18 protein-coding genes are annotated in these 16,474 nt (G+C 65.5%); 13 read left to right on the top strand and 5 right to left on the bottom strand.

Translation table 11 applies throughout. The features are described from left to right. The 6 genes from purT to L338_RS06455 all read left to right on the top strand — a co-directional run bounded on the left by purT (window position 1) and on the right by L338_RS06455 (window position 5,421). Window positions 1-1,197, top strand: coding sequence for a formate-dependent phosphoribosylglycinamide formyltransferase (gene purT, locus L338_RS06480; RefSeq protein ID WP_022697556.1), 1,197 nt, complete (start codon window positions 1-3; stop codon window positions 1,195-1,197). A 124-nt stretch (window positions 1,198-1,321) separates the two neighbouring features. Next, window positions 1,322-2,329 carry a type I glyceraldehyde-3-phosphate dehydrogenase gene (gap, locus tag L338_RS06475; protein WP_022697555.1) on the top strand — a complete coding sequence of 336 codons (1,008 nt, stop codon included), beginning with the start codon at window positions 1,322-1,324 and terminating at the stop codon, window positions 2,327-2,329. 5 nt (window positions 2,330-2,334) lie between these two features. Continuing rightward, complete coding sequence (locus tag L338_RS06470; protein WP_022697554.1) at window positions 2,335-3,528, top strand: phosphoglycerate kinase; 1,194 nt, start codon at window positions 2,335-2,337, stop codon at window positions 3,526-3,528. A 31-nt stretch (window positions 3,529-3,559) separates the two neighbouring features. Further along, on the top strand, window positions 3,560-4,579 hold the full coding sequence (locus L338_RS06465; protein ID WP_022697553.1) for a class I fructose-bisphosphate aldolase: 1,020 nt from the start codon (window positions 3,560-3,562) through the stop codon (window positions 4,577-4,579). Window positions 4,580-4,605: 26 nt separating this feature from the next. Beyond that, window positions 4,606-5,034: an MAPEG family protein gene (locus L338_RS06460; RefSeq protein WP_022697552.1), complete on the top strand. Its 429-nt coding sequence runs from the start codon at window positions 4,606-4,608 to the stop codon at window positions 5,032-5,034. 18 nt (window positions 5,035-5,052) lie between these two features. Next, window positions 5,053-5,421, top strand: a complete 369-nt coding sequence (locus L338_RS06455; RefSeq protein WP_022697551.1) for a hypothetical protein — start codon at window positions 5,053-5,055, stop codon at window positions 5,419-5,421. On the opposite strand, the gene L338_RS06450 is transcribed toward L338_RS06455, so the two are convergent. Then, entirely contained in the window at window positions 5,418-5,813 is a 396-nt protein-coding gene (locus tag L338_RS06450; protein WP_033310735.1) for a YybH family protein, read from the bottom strand. The two genes, L338_RS06455 and L338_RS06450, sit on opposite strands and share 4 nt — an antisense overlap. Before the next feature lie 24 nt (window positions 5,814-5,837). On the opposite strand from L338_RS06450, the gene thiE reads away from it, so the two are divergent. From thiE to L338_RS06435, 3 genes are read left to right on the top strand one after another with little or no spacing between them, the layout of a single operon-like run. After that, window positions 5,838-6,479 carry a thiamine phosphate synthase gene (thiE, locus tag L338_RS06445; protein ID WP_033310733.1) on the top strand — a complete coding sequence of 214 codons (642 nt, stop codon included), beginning with the start codon at window positions 5,838-5,840 and terminating at the stop codon, window positions 6,477-6,479. After that, entirely contained in the window at window positions 6,476-7,492 is a 1,017-nt protein-coding gene (locus tag L338_RS06440) for a tetratricopeptide repeat protein (RefSeq protein WP_022697548.1), read from the top strand. Before thiE ends, L338_RS06440 begins: the two co-directional genes overlap by 4 nt. Before the next feature lie 60 nt (window positions 7,493-7,552). Next, window positions 7,553-8,059, top strand: a complete 507-nt coding sequence (locus L338_RS06435) for a pyridoxamine 5'-phosphate oxidase family protein (protein WP_022697547.1) — start codon at window positions 7,553-7,555, stop codon at window positions 8,057-8,059. 77 nt (window positions 8,060-8,136) lie between these two features. On the opposite strand, the gene L338_RS06430 is transcribed toward L338_RS06435, so the two are convergent. Then, window positions 8,137-9,042 carry a mechanosensitive ion channel family protein gene (locus tag L338_RS06430; protein WP_022697546.1) on the bottom strand — a complete coding sequence of 302 codons (906 nt, stop codon included), beginning with the start codon at window positions 9,040-9,042 and terminating at the stop codon, window positions 8,137-8,139. A gap of 4 nt (window positions 9,043-9,046) precedes the next feature. After that, complete coding sequence (locus L338_RS06425) at window positions 9,047-9,790, bottom strand: 3-deoxy-manno-octulosonate cytidylyltransferase (protein ID WP_022697545.1); 744 nt, start codon at window positions 9,788-9,790, stop codon at window positions 9,047-9,049. A gap of 164 nt (window positions 9,791-9,954) precedes the next feature. Between L338_RS06425 and L338_RS16440 the strand changes: the two genes are divergently transcribed. From L338_RS16440 to L338_RS06405, 3 genes are all read left to right on the top strand, one after another. Then, complete coding sequence (locus tag L338_RS16440; RefSeq protein WP_022697544.1) at window positions 9,955-10,758, top strand: c-type cytochrome; 804 nt, start codon at window positions 9,955-9,957, stop codon at window positions 10,756-10,758. 258 nt (window positions 10,759-11,016) lie between these two features. Beyond that, window positions 11,017-11,577, top strand: coding sequence for a response regulator (locus L338_RS06410; RefSeq protein WP_022697543.1), 561 nt, complete (start codon window positions 11,017-11,019; stop codon window positions 11,575-11,577). A gap of 99 nt (window positions 11,578-11,676) precedes the next feature. Further along, window positions 11,677-12,519 carry a calcium-binding protein gene (locus L338_RS06405; RefSeq protein WP_022697542.1) on the top strand — a complete coding sequence of 281 codons (843 nt, stop codon included), beginning with the start codon at window positions 11,677-11,679 and terminating at the stop codon, window positions 12,517-12,519. Window positions 12,520-12,549: 30 nt separating this feature from the next. Here L338_RS06405 and L338_RS18100 read toward each other — a convergent pair whose 3' ends face one another. Beyond that, entirely contained in the window at window positions 12,550-13,401 is an 852-nt protein-coding gene (locus tag L338_RS18100) for a C40 family peptidase (protein WP_022697541.1), read from the bottom strand. Further along, on the bottom strand, window positions 13,394-14,773 hold the full coding sequence (locus L338_RS06395; protein ID WP_027068334.1) for a leucyl aminopeptidase family protein: 1,380 nt from the start codon (window positions 14,771-14,773) through the stop codon (window positions 13,394-13,396). Before L338_RS06395 ends, L338_RS18100 begins: the two co-directional genes overlap by 8 nt. Window positions 14,774-14,912: 139 nt before the next feature. Here L338_RS06395 and L338_RS06390 point away from each other — a divergent pair, with 139 nt between their 5' ends. Next, on the top strand, window positions 14,913-15,704 hold the full coding sequence (locus L338_RS06390; RefSeq protein ID WP_022697539.1) for a tetratricopeptide repeat protein: 792 nt from the start codon (window positions 14,913-14,915) through the stop codon (window positions 15,702-15,704). Window positions 15,705-16,474: the final 770 nt, after the last annotated feature.

Raw genomic sequence — 16,474 nt, 5'->3', positions numbered from 1 at the left:
ATGCGTTTCGGAACCCCGCTCACCCCGGCCTCCACAAAGGTGATGCTGCTCGGCTCCGGCGAACTGGGCAAGGAAGTGGCGATCGAACTGCAGCGCCTGGGCGTCGAGACCATCGCCGTCGACCGCTACGAGAACGCGCCCGCCATGCAGGTCGCCCACCGCTCCCATGTCATCGACATGACCGACGACGCGGCCCTGCGGGCGTTGATCGACGCGGAAAAGCCCGACCTCGTCGTGCCGGAGATCGAGGCCATCGCCACCGACACGCTGGCGGAGATCGAGGCGGAGGGGCTGACAACCATCATCCCGACCGCCCGCGCCACCCAGCTGACCATGGACCGCGAAGGCATCCGACGCCTCGCCGCCGAGGAACTGGACCTGCCGACCAGCCCCTACGCCTTCGCCTCCAGCGAGGCGGAGCTTCAGGAAGCGGCCGACCGCATCGGCTATCCGGTGTTCGTGAAGCCGGTGATGTCTTCGTCTGGCAAGGGCCAGTCGAAGGTGGACGCCGCCGCCGGCATCCCCGCCGCTTGGGACTACGCGCTGGCCTCCGGCCGCACGAAGAAGACGCGGGTCATCGTCGAGGGCGCGGTGGATTTCGATTTCGAGATCACGCTCCTCACCGTCCGCGCGAAATCGCCGGAAGGCGAAACCCTGACCCAGTTCTGCGAGCCTGTCGGCCACCGTCAGGAAAACGGCGACTATGTCGAAAGCTGGCAGCCCCAGCCCATGACCGAACCCGCCCGCGAGGCGGCGCAGGACGTGGCGCAGAAAGTTACCGACGCCCTCGGCGGTCTCGGCCTGTTCGGCGTGGAGCTGTTCGTGAAGGGGGATCGGGTCTGGTTCTCCGAAGTCAGCCCCCGCCCGCACGACACCGGCCTTGTCACCCTGATCACGCAGCGCCAGAGCGAGTTTGCCCTGCACGCCCGCGCCATTCTGGGCCTGCCGGTCGATGTCGGCCTGCGCCAGTACGGCGCCAGCGCGGTGATCTATGGCGGCGTGGATGCGAAGGGAATCGCTTTCGAGGGCGTGGCGGACGCGCTGGGCGTTCCCGGATCCGATCTGCGCCTGTTCGGCAAGCCTGAATCCTATGAACGCCGCCGCATGGGCGTGGCGCTCGCCCGCGGCGAAACCATAGAGGTTGCGCGGGAACGGGCGCGGGAGACCGCGTCCAAAGTGCGTCCCGTCTCCCCCTGACACCCCTTTCGGCGCCTGCAATATGGACCTTGCGGCCCCTGCGCGTTAAACCCCGCGCAAATCGTTAAGAGGCGCGGCGGATTCTCCGTAAGACTGCGCGCCGCCTGATCCAAGGGAGACGCTCATGGCGCTACGTGTTGCCATCAATGGTTTTGGCCGTATTGGCCGGCTTGCGCTTCGGTCGATGATTGAACAGAACCGCGGCGATATCGTCGTGGTCGGCATTAATGATCTCGGACCCGTAGAGACCAACGCCCACCTGCTTCAATACGATTCCGTTCATGGCCGTTTCCCGCACGAGGTCACGACCGGCGACGGCGTGATGAACGCCGGCAATGGCGACATTCGCGTCACGGCCGAGCGCGACCCGAAGAACCTCCCCTGGGGCGAGCTGGACGTCGATGTGGTGATGGAATGCACCGGCATCTTCGCCGACGCTGAATCCGCGAAGGCGCATCTGGACGCCGGCGCCAAGCGCGTGCTGATTTCCGCTCCGGCCAAGAATGTCGAGAAGACCATCGTCTTCGGCGTCAATCACGACATCCTGGCCGCCGACGACCTGATCGTCTCCAACGCCTCCTGCACCACCAACTGCCTGGCGCCGGTCGCCAAGGTGCTGAACGACGCGGTGGGCATTGATCGCGGCTACATGACCACGATCCACTCCTATACCGGCGACCAGCCGACGCTGGACCGCATGCACAAGGATCTCTACCGCGCCCGCGCCGCGGCGATGTCGATGATCCCGACCACCACCGGCGCGGCCAAGGCCGTAGGCCTGGTGCTGCCGGAGCTGAACGGCAAGCTGGACGGTTCCTCCGTCCGTGTTCCGACGCCGAACGTCTCCATGGTCGACCTGGTGTTCGATGCGGGCCGTGAAACGTCCGCCGAAGAGATCAATAACGCCATCAAGGCGGCCGCCGACGGCCCGATGAAAGGCGTGCTGACCTACACGACCAAGCCGCTGGTCTCCATGGACCTCAACCACGACCCGCATTCCTCCACCTTCGCGCTGGACCAGACGCAGGTCATCGAGGGCCGCCTGGCGCGGGTGATGAGCTGGTACGACAATGAATGGGGCTTCGCCACGCGGATGAGCGACACCGCGCTGGCCATGGGCAAGTTCCTGTAAGGCCGATGACCCGGATTCACCGCCTGGAAGACGCGGAGCTCGCTGGAAAGCGGGTTCTCGTCCGCGTTGATTTCAACGTCCCGCTGAAAGATGGCGCGGTCGCCGACGCCAGCCGGATCGAGGCCGCGCTGCCGACCATCCGCTATCTGAAGGACAAGGGCGCGCGCATCGCGCTGATCTCGCATCTGGGCCGGCCCAAGGGAAAGCGGGCGGAGGAATTTTCCCTCGCCCCGATCCAGCCGGTCCTGGCCGAGCTTCTGGACACCCCGGTCCTGTTCGTCCCGGACTGCGTGGGCGATGAGGCGCGGCAGGCGGCCGAGGGCCTGATGCAGGGCGGCGTCGCGCTGTTCGAGAATCTGCGCTTCCACGAGGGCGAGGAAGCCAACGATCCGGCCTTCGCCAGGGCGCTGGCCGAACCGTTCGACCTGTTCGTGGAGGATGCGTTCAGCGTCAGCCACCGCGCCCACGCCTCGACCGAGGGCGTCACCCATCACCTCCCCGCCTTCGCCGGAAAGGCGCTGGCGCGGGAGATCGACCATCTCTCCACCGTGCTGCGCGATCCCAAGCGCCCGATGATGGCGGTGATCGGCGGCGCCAAGGTCTCCACCAAGATCGACGTTCTGATGGCGCTGGTCGAAAAGGCGGACATCCTCGCCATTGGCGGCGGCATGGCCAACACCTTCATGAGCGCCAAGGGCATCGATGTCGGCAAGTCCCTGAACGAACCGGACTACGCCGACACCGCGCGCAAGATCATGGACGCGGCCCGCACGCATGGCTGCGAGATCATGCTGCCTGCCGACGTCGTGGTCGCCGAAAAGTTCGAGGCGAACGCGCCCAGCCGCACCGTCTCCGCCGACCGCGTGGGCCAAAACGAAATGATCCTCGACGCCGGCCCGGAGTCCGTGGACGCCATCGCCGAGGCGATCGAGGAAGCCAGCACGCTGCTGTGGAACGGCCCGCTTGGCGCGTTCGAGATCACGCCATTTGACACCGCGACCGTGGAAGCGGCCAAATACGCCGCCAAACAGGCGCGCGCGGGCAAGCTGGTCGCCGTCGCCGGCGGCGGCGACACGGTCGCCGCGCTGCGCCATGCCGGCGCCTATGAAGATTTCACCTATGTCTCGAACGCCGGAGGCGCGTTCCTGGAATGGGTGGAGGGCCGCGCCCTGCCGGGCGTCGAGGCCCTGAAACGATAGAAAAGAGATCTGGGGGAAGAAGGTAGTTGCGATGAATAAAGATCAACTGGCGGATATCGCCAAGAAAATGGTCACGCCCGGCAAGGGCATCCTGGCCGCCGATGAATCCACCGGCACCATCAAGAAGCGTTTCGACGGCATCAACCTGGAATCCACCGAGGAATCCCGCCGCGACTGGCGCGAGATGCTGTTCCGCGCCGACGACGCGATGAGCGAGTATATCTCCGGCGTCATCCTGTATGACGAAACGCTGCGCCAGAAAGCCAAGGACGGCGCGCCGCTGGCCGAGGTCATCTCCGCCACCGGCGCCGTGCCGGGCATCAAGGTGGACATGGGCGCCAAGGACATGGCCGGCTTCAAGGGCGAAAAGATCACCGAAGGCCTGGACGGCCTGCGCGACCGCCTGAACGAGTATTACGAGCTGGGCGCGCGTTTCGCCAAATGGCGCGCGGTGATCGAGATCGATTCCGACGCCCGCCCGCATCAGGCCGTCATCCAGGCCAATTGCCACGCCCTGGCCCGCTACGCCGCGCTTTGCCAGGAAGCCAATATCGTCCCGATCGTGGAGCCGGAAGTCCTGATGGACGGCGACCACACGATCGAGCGTTGCCACGCCGTCACGGGCCGCGTCCTGCGCCGCCTGTATGAGGAGCTGTTCATGGCCCGCGTCTTCCTGGAAGGCACGGTCCTGAAGCCGAACATGGTCGTCCCCGGCGCCAAGTGCGCCGATCAGGCCAGCGCCTCGGAAGTCGCCGAACGCACGGTCAACACGCTCAAGCGCACCGTCCCGGCCGCCGTGCCGGGCATCGCCTTCCTCTCCGGCGGCCAGTCGGACGAACAGGCGACCGCGCATCTGGACGCCATGAACCGCATTGGCGGCCTGCCGTGGAAGCTCACCTTCTCCTATGGCCGCGCCCTTCAGGCCGCGCCGCTGAAGGCGTGGAACGGCTCCAATGTCGAAGCCGGCCAGGCGGCCTTCCGCCACCGCGCCAAGATGAACGGCCTCGCCTCGCTGGGTCAGTGGGAAAAAGGCTTCGAACGGGCGGCGTAATTCGCCGCGCCACTTCAGGTAGCAAGATGTTCGAGAGCGTCGCCCCGGAGCTGATTTTATGGCCCGTGGCGGCGCATCTCGCGCTGGTCGTTTTCCTTTATGTCTGGCTGACCGCCGCCCGCGCCATAGCGGTCAGCAAGGGCGAGACGGCCTATAACGACTTCCAGTTCGGCGACGGGGACTCCCTGTCCGCCGCGCGCGTCTCGCGCAATCTCTCCAACCAGTTTGAAGCCCCGGTCCTGTTCTATGCGCTCGCGGCGATCCTGTTCGCGACGGATGCGGTCACCCCGGCCCAATTGGCGCTGGCCTGGCTGTTCATCGCCGGGCGGCTCGCCCACACGGCGGTGCAGACGCTGACGGGCAATGTCCGGCTCCGCGGCCAGATATTCACGATAAATTTCCTCGCCCTGATCGCCATGTGGGCGCTGTTTCTCTATTCTCGGCTGGTTCAATAACCGCCCGGAACCCGTCCCATGCGCCGATTTTCCCTTCTGCTTCTGGTAGCCCCGCTGCTTTCCGCCTGCATCATCGTCTCCGATGGCGACCGCGATGACCGCGTCTCCGCGAAGCCGGACCGTCATGCGCCCGGCGCCTATCTGATGGTGCCCTTCACCGCGCTGGAACAGCACGAGACCAAGCACCTCTTCTTCCATACTGTCCTGCCGGACCTCAGCACGGATCACGCCCTGACCAATACCGGCAACGCCGAGGCCCCCTGGTACTGCTTCGCCTATGAAGACGCGGTCGCCGCCGAATATGGCCGCCGCCGCATCCAATCCATGGAAGGCGGACCGGCGCTGGCCCAGCACGTCCTGATCGACGAAACCTGCGCGGCGGGCTAACCGCCCTCCACGCTGTCCAGCTCCCAGCAGAGCAGGCGCACGCGCCAGCCCTCGGCCTCGCGGCCCAGCACCCAGAGGTGGCGGCCGCGCACGGTCACGGCCTTGCCGTCAATCTCCAGCGCCGTGATGAAACGGGCCGTCTTCCAGGCCAGGTCCTGCCCGCCCCAAATCTGTTTTTCCGACAGGTCGATGCCCAGGATCCGGCCCGGCGTCGCGGCCAGGTGCTCCACCGCGGCCTCGCGGCCCGTGAAGCGTTCGCCTTCCGGCCCCCAGAATTCCACGGTCTCTGACAGCAGCGGCGCGACATCCTGCGGGCGGCCTTCACGCTCGGCGTTCAGCCAGTCTGCTTCCAGTTCCAGAATCTGTTTTTCATCATCGGCGGCGATCGGCATTGGAAGTCCCTCGAATTCTTGGATATGACACGCGGCGTGACGGCACGCATCTATCTGATTTCGCCCCCCGCGATCCAGCCTTCGGACTTCGCCCCGCTGCTGACAGCGGCGCTGGACGCGGGCGACGTGGCGGCTTTCCAGCTGCGCCTGAAAGAGGCCGCCGACGAAGACGTGATCGCTGCGGGCAAGGCCCTGCTGCCCATCTGCCGGGCGCGCGATGTCGCCTTCATCGTCAATGACCGGCCGGATCTGGCCAAAGCCATCGGCGCGGACGGCGTGCATGTGGGGCAGGACGACGCCCCGCTGGACGAGGCGCGCCGCGTGATGGGCGACAAGGCCATTATCGGCGCCACCTGCCATAATTCCCGCCATCTTGCGATAGAAGCTGGCGAAGACGGCGCGGACTATGTGGCGTTCGGGGCTTTCTATCCGACGCAGACCAAGGACGCGCCAACCAGCGCGGAGCCGGACATTCTCGACTGGTGGAGCGAGATCTTCACCCTGCCCTGCCTCGCCATCGGCGGAATAACGGCGGAAAATTGCGCCCCGCTCGTAGAAGCGGGGGCGGACTTCATCGCCGTGTCCTCCTTTGTCTGGGCGCACGAAAAAGGACCGGCCGCCGCCATATCGGAATTGAACGCCGCCATCACAGAGGCCTCGGCATGAAATCCCTGATCGCATCCCTGATGCTGCTCGCCGCCGCGCCCGCCCTCGCGCAGGAAAGCGAATCCGCCCCCGAAGAAGACGCAGTCCAGGCGGAAGAAGCCCCCGCCACGGAAACGGAAGACAACGCCGCCGATGCGCTGGAAGGCGCGTCCACGCCGCAAGAAATGTTCGACGCGGCGCAGACCGCCTACGCCATGAACGATTTCCAGACCGCCCAGATCGCCGCCACCGCCGCCGCGGCTGAGGGCAATGCGCAGGCGATGACCCTGATCGGCTACATGCATGAGCGCGGCCTCGGCGGCGTCCGGGACGAGGTCAAAGCCATCAACTGGTACCGCGCCGCCGCAAAGAAGGGCGAACCCGACGCCCTGATGGCGCTGGCCGCCTATGCGCTGGAGGAAGAACACGGCCTGACCACCGCTGACGCCCGCTCCTATCTCGACCGCGCGCTGGGCGCGGGCCGTTCCGAAGCCGCCATTGATCTGGCCAGCCTGTACATGCAGGGCCTGGGCGGGCCGCCGGACCGTCAGAAGGCGCTGCTGCTGCTGGAAACCGCGGCGGAGGAAGGCGGCGCAGACGCCGCCTATCGCGCCGGCGTGGTCTTGTCGGAAGAGGATACGGGCGAACAGGACGACGCCCGCGCCGCGGACTATTTCAAGCGCGCGGCCGAAAACGGCCACCCCGCCGGCGCCACGCTCTACGGCCACGCCCTTTACGAAGGCGTCGGCGTTCCCGCCGACAAGCCGGCCGCCGCCGAGTGGTACGCGAAAGCCGCCGAACGCGGCGATACGGAAGGGCAAGTCTATCATGCCCTGATGCTGGCTCTGGTCGACGGCGACGTGGAAAAGTCCGCCTACTGGCTGGAGCGGTCCCGCATTTCAGAAGGCGAGGACGACGCCGTCTCCGCCTACGCCCCGATCCGCGCGAAGCTGGATAACGCCATCGCCGGCAAGCTGACCGGCGAAGAGATCGAAGCGGTGCGCGCAGATGCGCATGACGACGCCGGGGCCTGAACAAAGCCCCGTCCCTTTCGTTGAATCAGCGTCGCGTTTCGCTGACGAAAGGGAAAACACATGTCTGACAAGACCAATAAAGAAAAAACCGAAAAACTGTTCGAGCTGATCGAGGACATCCAGATCGCCATGCTCACCACGGTCGAGGACGGCCATTCCTTGCGGTCCCGCCCGATGTGGGTGCGCCGTCGCGAAGGCGACGGGCAATTTCTCTACTGCTTCACGCGCGACGATTCCGGCAAGGTGCGGGAGCTTTGCCGCGACCGCCACGTCAATCTCGCCTTCGCCGACAAGGGCGATCAGGAATATGTCTCGGTCTCGGGCAAGGCCTCGGTCACCGAAGACAGAACGCTGATCGACGATCTGTGGAGCGAAGGCGCGCGCGCCTGGTTCCCCGATGGCAAGGACGACCCCAATCTGGCCGTCATCAAGATCTCCATCGAATACGCGGAATACTGGGACGCCCCCAACGGCCTGATGGTCACCGCTTTTGGCTGGGCCAAGGCGCAGCTGACGGGCGAGCCGCCGCGCGGCGTTGGAGACAATGAAAAGCTCGGCGCGGCCTGATAGCCCGCTGGCAGCCGATAAAGAAAGGGCCGCCCGGCATGGGCGGCCCTTTTTGTGTGTTTGAACGGGTCTGGAAATCAGGCCTTGCCGCCCTCTTCCCGGTCCTCGTTCACGGTCAGAGGAATGGCGTCCTGCGGGACTTCCACGATCTTCTGGATCTCCACCTGGTGCGGATACGGGATGGAGATGCCCTCGCGGTCGAACGCTTGCTTGACCAGCTTGATCAGGTCGCGATTGGTCTGGAAGAAGTTCGGCTGCTCCACCCAGACGCGCAGGTCCAGATTCACCGAAGAATCGCCCAGACCGCTCACCGCCACCCACGGCTCCGGATCGGCCAGCACGTTTTCGTGCGCGCTCGCCGTCTGTTTCATGATCTCGATGGCGCGGTCGATATCGTCGTCATAGGAGATGCCGAAATTCAGCGTCGTACGGCGCCGCGCATTGGACGAGTAATTCACGATCACATCGTTCCAGGCCTGCCCGTTGGGCACATAGACATGCTCGTTCCCGATGGTTTCCAGCGCCGTATAGAACAGATTGATGTCCGAAACCGTGCCGCTGGCGTCCGCGATTTCCACGAAGTCGCCCAGGCGATAGGGCCGGATCATCACGATCATCACGCCCGCCGCGACATTGCCCAGCGTCCCCTGCAACGCCAGACCGATGGCCAGCGTGGCCGCGCCCAGCACGGCGACGAGCGATGTCACCGGCACGCCGAATTTCTGCAACACGGCGATAATCACCACCGCCATCAGCGCATAGCGCACGATGGAGGCGAAGAAATTGGCCAGCGTCTTGTCGAACCGGTCCGATTTCAGGGCCTGTTTCTTGATCTGGCCAGAGATGAATCCGGCGACCCACAGGCCGCCGATCAGAATCACCGCCGCATACAGAACGCGCAGTCCCCAGACCACGCCCAGATCGATCAGTTCGGGATTGTTGAAAAACCCGGCCGCTTCGGGGGCGGCAGCCGTCAAAATCATTCTTCTAGGTCTCCTTGGCGCTCAGGCGCGCTCTCAGTCGTTCAAGGTCTTCCGGCGTGTCCACGCCATCAGGCGCGTCATCGATAAGCAATGCATCGATCCGCATCCCGTTCTCCAGCGCCCGCAATTGTTCCAGCCGCTCGCGCTTTTCCAGCGGGCTGGGCGGCAGGGCGCAGAAACGCTCCAGCGCCGCGCGGCGGAAGGCGTATATCCCGACATGCTTGTAAATCGGGCCCTCGCCCCACGGCGCCGTGGCCCGCGTGAAATAGAGCGCCCGCCCGCGCCGTCCACCGGCCTCCAGCGCCAGCACCGCCTTCACCGCATTGGGATCGTCGCGCTTGGCGGCATCGGCGTTCTCGGTCGCCAGCGTGCCGATATCCACGCCCTCCGCGCCTGTCACCGCTTCCAGGGCGGCGCGGATCACGGCCGGGTCCAGATCGGGCAGATCGCCCTGCAGATTGATCACCGCTTCGCATTCGCGGTCCGGGTCCGCGGCCTGTAGCGCGGCCAGCACCCGGTCCGTGCCTGACGGCAGGTCCGGATCGGTCAGCACGGCCTCATAACCGGCTGCCCGCGCCGCCTCCGCAATCTCTTCCTCGCCCGCGGCGATCAGCACCGGACCGATATCGGCGGCCTTCGCCGCATCGGCCACGCGCAGAATCATCGCCCGCCCGGCAATATCGGCCAGCGGCTTGCGCGGCAGGCGCGTGGAGCCCAGGCGCGCGGGAATGACAATCGCGGTTTTCATACTATGTCGAGCCTTATGCGCCGCCGCGCCGCTTATCAAGCGCCGGGCGGGCGCGGCGCATTCGCGCAGCCCCGCCATGTTGCGAAACGATGCGCATCATGCCAAACACGCGGCTCAAATTCCGGCGCCGCATTTCAGGCGATATAGGGTTTCGAGATAAGCGAATGACGTTCACCAAAGTCTCCGGCGCGCTTCTTGCCGTCTTTCTGATTGTTCTGGGCCTGAAAGAACTCAGCCACGTGGTCTATCACCCGCATGAGCTGGAAGAAGCGGCCTACAAGATCGAGGTTCCCGAAACCCTCGGCGCCGGCGGCGCTGCGGAAGAGGAAGTTCTGGATCTGGGCGCCATGCTGCGCAACGCCGATCTCAGCGCCGGCGAATCGCAATCCCGCAAATGCGTCTCCTGCCACACGTTCGAGGCCGGCGGCGGCGCGCTGACGGGCCCGAACCTGCACGGCGTGGTGGGTCGTCAGGCCGGCTCGGTCAGCGGATTCAACTATTCCAGCGCCATGGCCGATTACGACAATCCCTGGCTCTATCAGAACCTGAATGACTATCTGCAAAACCCGCGCGGTTACATTCAGGGCACGGCCATGTCGTTCGCCGGCATCCGCGACGATGAGGACCGCGTCAATCTGATCGCCTATCTGGCCTCCATCAGCCCGGACGCCCCGGAATTCCCGGAGCCGCTCCCGGAAGAAGAAGAAGCCGCCGAAGGTGAAACGGCGGAGGGCGAGGCCGCCGCGGAAGGCGAAGCCACGGCCGAAGAAGGCGAAGAAGCCGCGTCTGAAGACGCCGCCGCGGACGGCGAAGAAGCCGGCGCCGATGCCGAAGCGGACGCCTCGGAAGGCAATCCCCCGGTCGATGCGGAAGAAGCTCAGGACGAAGCCGAGGGCGAAGAGCCGGAAGCCGAAACCGGCTCCGCCGAAACGCAAGACGACGACGTCAGCGACAACGAAACCGAATAAGCCGCGCTTTTCGGTAACCGTTCGGAAACGCGAAACGCATAAGATCACGGCCTTCGTCGAGAGGGCCGTGATTTTTTTTGCGCGCGCGCGCCACTGCTCAGGGTTCTTTTCACGAAACCGCGTCGTACGGCGCGCCAACGGACAAGCGACGCCGCCCGGGTTTTGTCGTTTCGCTCTGACTGGCGGCCGGCCTTGAAACCCGTCCGCGCGAAACGCTAGCCGTGCGGCGTAGCACTATGAAATCTGGGCGGACAACCGATGGCCAACGCTTCGAAAGATCTAGACGAGAAGCTCGTTCAGAAGGGGCTGGAATCCGCCTCCGTGCTGCTCGCCGACGACAGCGCCTTCATGCTCGAACTGATGACCGCCATGCTGAAGGCCTTCGGCGTATCGCAAATCGACAAGGCCCCGGACGGCGAGCGCGCGCTGGCGATGATCAAGGAATTCGATTTCGACCTGGTCATCGCCGACTGGCAGATGGAGCCGATGGACGGCCACGCCTTCCTCAAGACCATCCGCCACGACATGCGCGGCGCCGATCAGCGCATGCCGGTCGTCATGTGCACCGCCCACACCGACCGCAAGCGCGTCCTGATGCTGCGCGATGCGGGCGCCACGGAGATTCTCACCAAGCCGGTTTCCCCGGCCTCGGTCTATGACAAGGTGGTCAGCGCGCTGTTCAAGCCGCGCCCCTTCGTGGTCAGCGACACCTATGTCGGCCCCTGCCGCCGCCGCCGCCAGGCCCGAATCGATTTCACGGACCGCCGCCGCCGCAACCTGGCGGAGACCCCGAACCTCAAAGAGCGCCTGTTTCTCTAGCGTTTGTTACGCCATCAAAAAAACAACCGTGCCGGGTTGCTTCACGTCCGAATCCCAACCTAGGGTCGCCCTGATTGTAGTGATGCATGAGGGGCTGGGATGGCGGTCATTAACGGAACAACAGGCGCCGATGTAATCAGAGGCGGAAGCGGGGCCGACACGATATACGGCGATGCCGGGTCGGATTTCCTGTTCGGCAATACGGGCGGCGACACTCTCGACGGCGAAGCCGGCGATGACGTCCTTAGAGGCGGCCCTGGCGCCGACGTTCTTCGAGGCGGAACGGGAAATGACACGTTGAAAGGCGGCGCAGGCGACGACGGAATGGAGGGCCAGTCCGGCGATGATCGCCTGCTGGGCAACGCCGGGAGCGAGACGATCACCGGCAGCATCGGCGCGGACATGATTTCGGGCGGCGAGGACGCCGACCGCCTTTACGGCAATCAGGGCGATGACCTCGTGTTCGGCGGCGCGGGCGCCGACCTGCTGTCCGGCGGCACGGGCTCCGATCTTTTGAATGGCGGCGGCGAGGCCGACACCATTTTTGCCGGAGGCGGGGATGATCGCCTGAAAGGCGGCGCCGGGAACGACAGTCTGGAAGGCGGCGGCGGCCGTGACCTTATGTTCGGCGGCGCCGGTTCCGACACCTTCATCTATAACTCTGTAGGCGAATCCGGTTTCGGCGGCGCGCGGGACGTTATTTCCGGATTCGAAACGGGAGCGGATACAATTGATCTCTCCGCCGTCGACGCCCTCCCCGCAATCCCGGGTGATTTTGACTTCACCTTCATCACTGGCTCCTTTTCGGGAGCAGGACAGGTGCGCGTGGTGGATCAGGGCGCGCGTTATATCGTTCAGGCCGAAATCGACGGCGACAATAATGCGGATCTGGAATTTCTTGTCTTCGGCGATGAACCGGTCGAAGCGGATTTCGTCCTGTAGCAGCGCAACCACCCTTTAGAACCGCGCTGCTCAGACCCGCTTGATCCGGCCGAGCGGCGTTCCCTTGGCGCCGATGCGGTCCACCGCCTCACGCAGGGGTTCAATCGCCGTCATCATGTGATGCGCGTTGGCGTGAATCAGACGTGTCTCGTCCAGCATGATCCCGACATGGCCCGGCCAGAACACCAGATCGCCGCGCTTCAGCCCTGACAGGGCCTCATCGGTTTCCACGTCCCGGCCCAGCGCCACTTCCTGCATGTCCGTATCGCGCGGCGCGGCCACGCCCGCGGCTTCCAGACTCATCTGCACCAGCCCCGAACAGTCCAGCCCCAGGCTCTCCTTGCCGCCCCACAGATAGGGCGCGCCCAGGAATTGCTCGGCCACGGCGGCGTGGTCGCTGACCGTCTCGTCCAGCGCCCCGGCATGCGCGGCAATGATCCAGCCCGCCTCCGCGTCGCGCACGAACCGGCCTTCTTCTTCCGCGACCGCGATTTTCGCATTCAGGCTCAACAGCCTGTCGGGGCGCGACTTGATATCGGGACGGGAGAACGCATAGGTGCGCAGGGCGGTAATCCGCCGGTCCGGCGCGGCCCCGGCCTCGCCAAGATGGCCGCTGCGGACATAGCCGACATAGGCGTCGCCCGCCGCCTGCCCCCAGGCCCAGCCGTCCTTTTCCTCATAGACGTCGAACCGTTCGCCGAACAGAAGCTGGTCATCCATCGCCGCCTCGCCGTCCGGCGCTTTCACGATGGGCGCGGCCGGGATCCGGCAGGCCTTGCGAACAGGCTCCGCATAGCGCGCGGCCTCGACCTTTCCTTTCAGGAAGGCCGCCGCAAGATCAGCGCGGAACGGCGTGACGCGGGGGTCGAATTCCTCAGCCATAACGGGCCTTCAGCATGCGATAGACCGCCCGCGGGCCCTGCGCCTCGCCGCCCGGCGGGCGGCCCGGACGGGCGTCGGGATTCCATGCATAGATATCGAAATGCATCCACGGCCCGTCGCCGGCAAACCGGCTGAGAAACAGCGCCGCGGTGATCGAGCCGGCAAACCCGCCGGAGGCGGAATTCACCATGTCCGCGATCGGGCTATCCAGCATCTCGAAATAGGGCTTGTGCAGCGGCATTCGCCATACCGGGTCGCGCATCTCCCCCGCCGCGCTTTCCAGCGCGTCCGACAGGTCCTGGAAATCGGTATAGTAAGGGGCCAGTTGCGGCCCCACCGCCACGCGCGCCGCGCCCGTCAGGGTGGCGAAATCGATGATCAGGTCCGGGTTTTCCTCCGCCGCCAGCGCCAGCGCGTCGCCAAGGACCAGCCGGCCTTCCGCGTCGGTATTATCCACCTCCACCGTCAGCCCCTTGCGGCTGGTCAGAACGTCGCCGGGGCGATAGGCGCCGCCATCGATATTGTTCTCCACCGCCGGTATCAGCAGGCGCAGCCGCACGTTCAGCCCGGCGTCCATGACCAGCCGCGCCGTGGCCAGCGCATTGGCCGACCCGCCCATATCCTTCTTCATCAGGCGGGAGGACGAGGCCGGCTTGATGTTCAGCCCGCCCGTGTCAAAGCAAACCCCCTTGCCCACCAGCGTCAGTTTCGGCGCGCTCTCATCGCCCCATTGCAAATCGATCAGGCGCGGCGCCTTGGCCTTGGACGCCGCCCGTCCGACCGCATGGATCATCGGGAAATTCTCGGTCAGCAGGTCGTCGCCCACGATGGTTGTCACCCGCGCGCCGAACGCCTTGCCCACGCGCTCCACTTCCGCCTGCAGGGCGTCCGGCCCCATATCCTCGGCCGGGGTATTCACAAGGTCGCGCGCCAGGAAGGTCGATTTCTGCAGCCGCCGCACCTCGTCCAGGTCCGCGCCCTCCGGCGCAACCAGCCGCGGGTCTTTCCGCTCGCTCTTCTTGTAGCGGGTGAAGCGATAGGTCCCCAGCAGCCAGAAAAGCGCGATCTCGTCGGGCGTTACGCCGTCCACCGCGCCCTCGACGCGGTAATCTCCGGGCGGCAGCTCCGCCGCCGCGCCGCCGAACAGCCGCGGATCGCCGCTTCCCCCCAGCCCCAGCGCCACGCGCTCCAGCGCGCCGTCCTGCGACGGGAACAGAAGGATCTCCCCCTCGCCCGCCTTGAACCCCGCGGCGCGGGCAAAGGCCGCCGCCGGGGCCGGTTGCGCGTTCAGCCAGTCTTCCAGACCGTCCTTGCGGATAGGATGGATTGGAACGGCATGGGCGGGCGCTTCGGTCAGGATGATGTCGGACAAGGGAATTGGCCTCTCGGATTGCTTGATAACCGCCATATAGGCGCCTGCGCGGACGCTTTCATTGTTAACGCATTCTTGAACCGGTTACAGCAAACTGCGCCCCGAACTCTGCAGATCGCACGACGAAAGGCGCGGTTTCATGCTTCGTATTTCGATCCTCGCTCTCAGCATGGCGCTGGCCGCCTGCGCCACCACCTCCGGCGACGAAAAAGCCTCGGCCATGCCGGAGACCACAGCGGCGCAACAGGCCCCGGCGCCGGCCACGCCCGCCGCCCGCGCGGCGATGGAGCAGCGCCCGCCGCTGGAGCGCGCCACCTTCTGGACCCGCGAATACGAACTCAATCCCGCCGACAAGCAGGCGGCGACGGAATTCTCCCGCGCCCTGCGCCAGATCGGCAATCCGGAAAAGGCCGCAAGCGTGGCCGAACAGGCTCTCACCCTTTATCCCGGCCACGCCCCGCTGCTGCTGGCCTTCGGTTCGGCCCGGCTGGAAGAGGGCCGCGCCCCCGCCGCCATTGATCCCCTCAAACAGGCCGCCGCCGTCGCTCCCGGCGACTGGCGCCCGTGGTCGGTTCTGGGCATCGCCCATGACCTGATGGGCGATTATCCGGCCGCGCAGGACGCCTATCGCCGCGCGCTGCAGCTCTCGCCCGAGAATCCGCGCATCCTCTCCAATTATGCGATGAGCTATACGCTCTCCGGCCAGCCGGCCGAGGCGGAGCGCCTCCTCCGCAAAGCCACCGCGCAGGAAAACCCGCCCGCCGAGGCGCGGCAGAACCTGGCGCTGGTCCTGGCCCTGCAAGGCAAGTTCGACGAGGCCCGCAACCTCTCCCTGATCGACGTTCCCGCCGGCACCGCCGCGGCGAATATCGACTATATCCGCTCCATGCTCACCCGCACCCGCAGCTGGGACGACATGCGCGGCGGGTAAACTCCGCCGCTTTTCCTCGGGAACACCCGCGCTCCTGACCCCGCCTTCGAGACGCCCTTCTGGGCTCCTCAGGCTAAGGGCCGGAATAAAATTTCCACTTTTTCAAACGCTTATATCACCCTTTCCCTGAGGAGCCGCGCTAAAGGCGCGGCGTCTCGAAGGGCCAGAAAAGCGGGCGCTCATCATTAAATATCAGACCGGGCGCCGACCTCCCCCATAATCCTCCCTGTTCGCCGTCACGAGGGGCCATGAGCTCAGGTCGCATGGGACGGATCGAACGCGGCGCTGGAGCCGGCGCGGACTTGACCCTCCGCTATTGGTCTCCAGCCTGTCGCCGGGAACTGCGGAGGAAAACGGCCGCAAACCCACCCGGTCAGGCAGGTCAAACGCCGCCCGGCGCGTGTTCGTGAGGTCGCGAACAAACAAAACCATTCTATAGGCCTGCGTCTCACGACACGCGCCGCCCCCTCACCCTCCGGCTCGCCCGGAGGATCACCCGCCCCTCCGATGGCAAGGCCATGCGGAGCTTTCCGCGCATCAACTCCACTAGGAGTCCCCGGAATTGGCGAAGCCAATATCCGGGGTCCAGAGACGGCGCAGACTGGATCCCGGATATCCGCTAACGCGAATTCCGGGAGCTATTTGAAAAAGAAAAAAGAAGTCCCCTCGCCCCCGAGAGGGGGAGAGGGCTTGAGGCTCCAAATCTAGAAGATTTGGTCAGCCGAAAGGGTGAGGGGGCGGCTCTCAGAACAAAGCGCCTGCCTCCAACG

Origin of the sequence: Euryhalocaulis caribicus, assembly GCF_000412185.1 — a bacterium.
Lineage (GTDB): Bacteria > Pseudomonadota > Alphaproteobacteria > Caulobacterales > Maricaulaceae > Euryhalocaulis > Euryhalocaulis caribicus.
This window is presented reverse-complemented; position numbering and strand designations above follow the sequence as displayed.